This window comes from Streptomyces sp. NPDC048275 (genome assembly GCF_040652275.1).
Classification (GTDB): domain Bacteria; phylum Actinomycetota; class Actinomycetes; order Streptomycetales; family Streptomycetaceae; genus Streptomyces.
Genome location: NZ_JBEZLR010000200.1, coordinates 1 through 5,366 on the forward strand (window position 1 = coordinate 1; position 5,366 = coordinate 5,366).

1 protein-coding gene is annotated in these 5,366 nt (G+C 73.7%); it reads left to right on the plus strand.

Annotation, left to right across the window (positions count from 1 at the left end; genetic code table 11):
* Positions 1-5,366, plus strand: a 5,366-nt coding sequence (locus tag AB0D57_RS47015; protein ID WP_362088659.1) for an SDR family NAD(P)-dependent oxidoreductase, incomplete at both ends; no start/stop codon positions are given.

The following is a 5,366-nucleotide window of genomic DNA, read 5'->3' on the forward strand; positions in this document are numbered from 1 at the left end:
GCACACGTCAACGGACACCCCGTCACCTGGCCCACCCACGGCCACACGCTCCCCCTCCCCACCTACGCCTTCCAACGAGAGCGCTACTGGCTGGAGACCAGTTCCTCGTACGGCGATCCGGCGCAGTTGGGGCAGCGCCCCACCACGCACCCGCTGCTGAGTGCCGCCGTGCCGCTCGCCGACGGGGCGGGCACCGTCTTCTCCGGGCGGATCTCGCTGCGTACCCATCCGTGGCTCGCCGATCACGCCGTGCACGGCACGGTCATCCTGCCCGGCACCGCGTTCGCCGAGATGGCTCTGCACGCCGCGGATCACGTGGGGTGCGACCTGGTGGAAGAGCTCACTCTGCAGGCGCCGTTCGTGCTGAGCGAGCAGAGCGCGGTGCAGTTGCAGGTCACCGTCGGCGCGGCGGACGAGTCCGGGCGCCGGTCGGTGTGGATCCACTCCCGGCCCGACGCGGACGACACGCCGTGGACACGGCACGCGGAAGGTGTGCTCGCGCCCGGTGCGAGGGAACCCGCCGCCGACGACGCGGCCTGGCCGCCGGCCGGGGCGACGCCGGTCGGCCTCGACGGGTTCTACGACCGGCTGGACGAGCTGGGGCTCGGCTACGGTCCGACGTTCCGGGGGCTGACCGCTGCCTGGCGGGACGGTGACGCGCTGTTCTGCGAGGTGTCGCTGCCGGCGGACGCCGGCGGTGGTGGTGGCCGCCGGTTCGGCGTGCATCCCGCGCTGCTCGACGCCGCGCTGCATCCGCTGACCCTCGCCGCCCTGGACCAGGAGGAGTCCGGGCCGATCAGCCTGCCGTTCTCCTGGACCGGTGTGGCGCTGCACGCCACCGGTGCCAAGACGGTCCGGGTGCGGATCACCCCCAACGGCCCCGACACCGTCTCCCTGGCGGTCACGGACCCGGCCGGAGCGCCGGTGGTGAGCGTCGGCTCGCTGGTCCTGCGGGCTGTGGCCGCCGACCAGTTGCAGTCCCGGCCCGCTGCGCGGGACTCCATGTTCCGGCTGGCCTGGACGAGCCTGTCGCTGCCCGCGGACGCCGTGGCCCCTTCCGTGGTCAGGACCGGTGACCTGGCCGCCACGCTCGCCGACCCGGCCGAGCCGGCCGATGTCGTCCTGGTGCCGCTGGCGGCGGGGGACGGTTCGGGTGCCGAGCGGGCGCACGCCGTGGCGGCCCAGGTGCTTCAGCTCCTGCAGCGGTGGACGGCGGACACGCGCTTTGCCGGTTCCCGGCTGGTGTTCGTCACCGAGGGCGCCGTGGAGGCCCGGCCGGGTGACCCGGTCGGCGACCCCTGGGCGGCGACCGTCTGGGGTTTGATCCGGGCCGCGCAGTCGGAGAGCCCGAACCGGTTCGGGCTGCTCGACCACGACGGCACCGCCGCCTCCGACGACGCGGTGGCCGCGGCGCTGGCCACCGGCGAGCCGCAGCTCGCCCTGCGCGACGGTGCCGCCTACGTGCCGCGCCTGCACCGCGAGAACGGTCAGGGGACGCTGACCGTGCCCGCCGGGGACACGCCCTGGCTGCTCGACATCACCGAGAAGGGCACCCTGGAGCATCTCGCACTGGTGCCGCACCCGCAGGCCGGCGGACCGCTGGCCCCGACCGAGATCCGCATCGAACTGCGTGCCGCCGGACTGAACTTCCGTGACGTACTGATCGGCCTGGGGATGTATCCCACCGAGGCGCAGATCGGCAGCGAGGGTGCCGGCATCGTCCTCGATGTCGGCTCCGCGGTGACCGGTCTGCGGCCCGGAGACAAGGTGATGGGGCTGTTGACGGCCGGCACCGGGCCGCAGGTGGTGACCGATTACCGCGGTGTCACCCGGATCCCGACGGGCTGGTCGTTCGCGCAGGCCGCGGCCGCTCCGATCGTCTTCCTCACCGCCTACTACGCACTGGTGGATCTGGCCGGGATCCGGCCCGGCGAGCGGCTGCTGGTGCACTCCGCGGCGGGCGGAGTGGGCAGCGCCGCGCTGCAGCTCGCCCCGTATCTGGGTGCGGAGGTCTTCGGCACCGCGAGCCCCGGCAAGTGGGCCGCCGTCCGGGCCGCGGGACTCGACGAGGCGCATCTGGCCAACTCCCGCACCCTGGACTTCGAGAAGAAGTTCCTCGAGGTCACCCAGGGCGCCGGCGTCGATGTGGTACTGGACTCGCTGGCCCGGGAGTTCGTCGACGCCTCGCTGCGGCTGCTGCCGCGCGGCGGCCGGTTCCTGGAGATGGGCAAGACCGATGTCCGGGACGCGGACGAGGTCTGCGCCCGTCATCCGGGCGTGGTCTACCAGGCCTTCGACATGCTCGACGCCGGCCTCGACCGGATCCAGGAGATGCTCTGCGAGCTGTACGCCCTGTTCGAGGCGGGCACGCTGCGGCCGCTTCCGATGACGGCCTGGGACATCCGCCGGGCTCCGGAGGCGTTCCGTCACCTCAGCCAGGCCCGGCACATCGGAAAGATCGTGCTCACCCTTCCCCCGCGGCTCGACCCCGAGGGCACCGTACTGATCACCGGCGGCACCGGCGGACTGGGCGCGCTGCTGGCCCGGCATCTGATCACCGGCCGGGGTCTGCGAAACCTGCTGCTCGTCAGCCGGCGCGGTGAGCAGGCCGAGGGCGCCGCCGAACTGGCGGCCGAACTGGAGTCGCTGGGCGGCCGGGCGCGTATCGCGGCCTGCGACGTGACGGACCGGGACGCGCTGGCCGCGCTGCTGGAGGGTGTCACCGATCTGACCGCCGTCGTGCACACCGCCGGTCTGCTGGACGACGGCGTGCTGGACACCTACACCACCGGCCGGCTGGCAGGGGTGCTGCGGCCGAAGGTCGATGGCGCGCAGGCGCTGCACGAGCTGACCGCGGACCGGGACCTGGCGGCGTTCGTGCTGTTCTCCTCCATCGCGGGCGCGGTGGGCAACCCCGGCCAGGGCGCTTACGCGGCGGGCAACGCCTTCCTCGACTCGCTGGCCCAGCACCGGGCGGCACGCGGCCTGCCGGCGACCTCGCTGGCCTGGGGCCTGTGGGCGCCCACCGGCGGCATGGCCGGCACGCTGGACGCGGCGGAGCTGAACCGGGTGAGCCGCCGGGGCGGTCTGATCCCGCTCAGCAGCGAGCAGGGCCTGGCCCTCTTCGACGCCGCCCTGGAGAGCGCCTGGCCGGCCCTCGTCCCCGCCAAGGTGGACCTGGCCGGGCTCGACGGCGCCGGGCCGCTGCCCGCGGTGCTGCGCGATCTGGCCCGCCGGCCGGTCCGGCAGGCCGCGCAGGCCACCACGAACGCGTCCTCGCTCACCCAGCGGCTCGCCGGACTGCCCGAGGCGGACCGGGCGTCGCTGCTGCTCAACCTGGTGCGGGCCGACGCGGCGATGGTGCTGGGCCACGCCACGCCGGACGCGATCGGTGCCGACCAGGCCTTCCAGCAGCTCGGCTTCGACTCGCTGACCGCGGTGGAGTTCCGCAACCGGCTGGGCGCGGCCACCGGACTGCGGCTGCCCGCGACCCTGATCTTCGACTACCCCGCCCCGGCAGCGCTGGCCGCGTTCCTCGGCGAGCAGCTGCTGGGCGAGCAGGCCGCCACGTTCGCCGCGGCCCCCGTGCGGACGTCCGGCGAAGCCGAACCGATCGCGATCGTCGGCATGGCGTGCCGCTTCCCGGGCGGCGTGCGCTCGGCGGCGGACCTGTGGTGGCTGGTCGACGAGGGCCGGGACGCGATCGGCGGCTTCCCCGCCAACCGCGGCTGGGACGAGGACATCTACGACCCGGAGCCCGGCAAACCCGGCAAGACCTACGCCAGGACGGGCGGCTTCCTCTTGGACGCCGACCTCTTCGACGCCGAGTTCTTCGGGATCTCACCGCGCGAGGCACAGGCGATGGACCCGCAGCAGCGGCTGCTTCTGGAGACCTCCTGGGAGGTTCTGGAGAACGCCGGGATCGACCCTGCCGCGCTGCGCGGCAGCGCGACGGGTGTGTTCGCCGGGGTCACCGCGCAGGACTACGTGGCCAGGCTGCCCCGTATCCCGGAGGGGTTCGAGGGATACATCGGCACCGGCAACACCACCAGTGTCGCGGCGGGCCGGCTCTCCTACACGTACGGCTTCGAGGGCCCCGCCGTCACCGTCGACACCGCCTGCTCCTCCTCGCTGGTAGCCCTGCACCTGGCCGCGCAGGCCCTGCGCAACGGCGAGTGCGACCTGGCGCTGGCGGGCGGCGCGGCCATCATGTCGGCCCCCACCATGTTCACCGAGTTCAGTCGGCAGCGCGGAATGTCCGCCGACGGCCGCTGCAAGGCGTTCGCGGCCTCCGCCGACGGCACCGGCTGGGGTGAGGGCGTCGGCCTGATCCTGCTGGAGAAGCTCTCCGACGCGCGGCGCAACGGACACCACGTCCTCGGCCTGATCCGCGGCAGCGCCGTCAACCAGGACGGTGCCAGCAACGGCCTCACCGCCCCCAACGGCCCTTCCCAGCAGCGCGTCATCCGGCAGGCGCTGGCCAACGCCCGGCTTTCGCCGGCGGATGTGGACGCGGTGGAGGCGCACGGCACGGGCACCACCCTCGGCGACCCGATCGAGGCGCAGGCGCTGCTCGCCACCTACGGCCAGGACCGGCCGACCCAGCAGCCGCTGTGGCTGGGCTCGTTGAAGTCGAACATCGGGCACACCCAGGCCGCGGCCGGTGTCGGCGGTGTGATCAAGATGGTCATGGCGATGCGCAACGGCGTACTGCCCCGCACGCTGCACGTCGACGAGCCGTCCGGGCACATCGACTGGGAGGCCGGCGCGGTCTCCCTGCTGACCGAGGCCCGGCCCTGGGAGACGGACGGGCGTCCGCGCCGGGCCGCCGTCTCCTCCTTCGGGCTGAGCGGCACCAACGCCCACCTGATCGTGGAACAGGCCCCGGCGACGGCACCGGCCGAGCCGGCTCCGGACGCGGCCGGGCCCATGCCGTGGGTGCTGTCGGGCAGGACCGAGCAGGCCGTACGGGACCAGGCCGACGAGATACGCGCGTTCCTCGCCGACCGTCCCGAAACGGCCGCGGTCGAGGTGGCGCAGGTGCTGGAGCGGCGGGCGCGGTTCGAGCAGCGGGCGGTCGCCCTCAACGCCGACGCCCTGTCCGCGCTGGCGGAGGGCCTGCCCCATCCGGACCTCGCCACCGGCACCGCGCTGAGCGGCAAGACGGTCTTCGTGTTTCCCGGGCAGGGCTCGCAGTGGCCCGCCATGGGCCAGCACCTCCTCGCCCACGAACCGGTGTTCGCCGCCCACATCAACGCCTGCACCGAAGCCTTCGCCCCCTACACCGACTGGAACCTCACCCACCTGCTCACCGAACCCGACCCCCAACTGCTGGAACGCGTCGACGTCATCCAACCCGTCCTGTT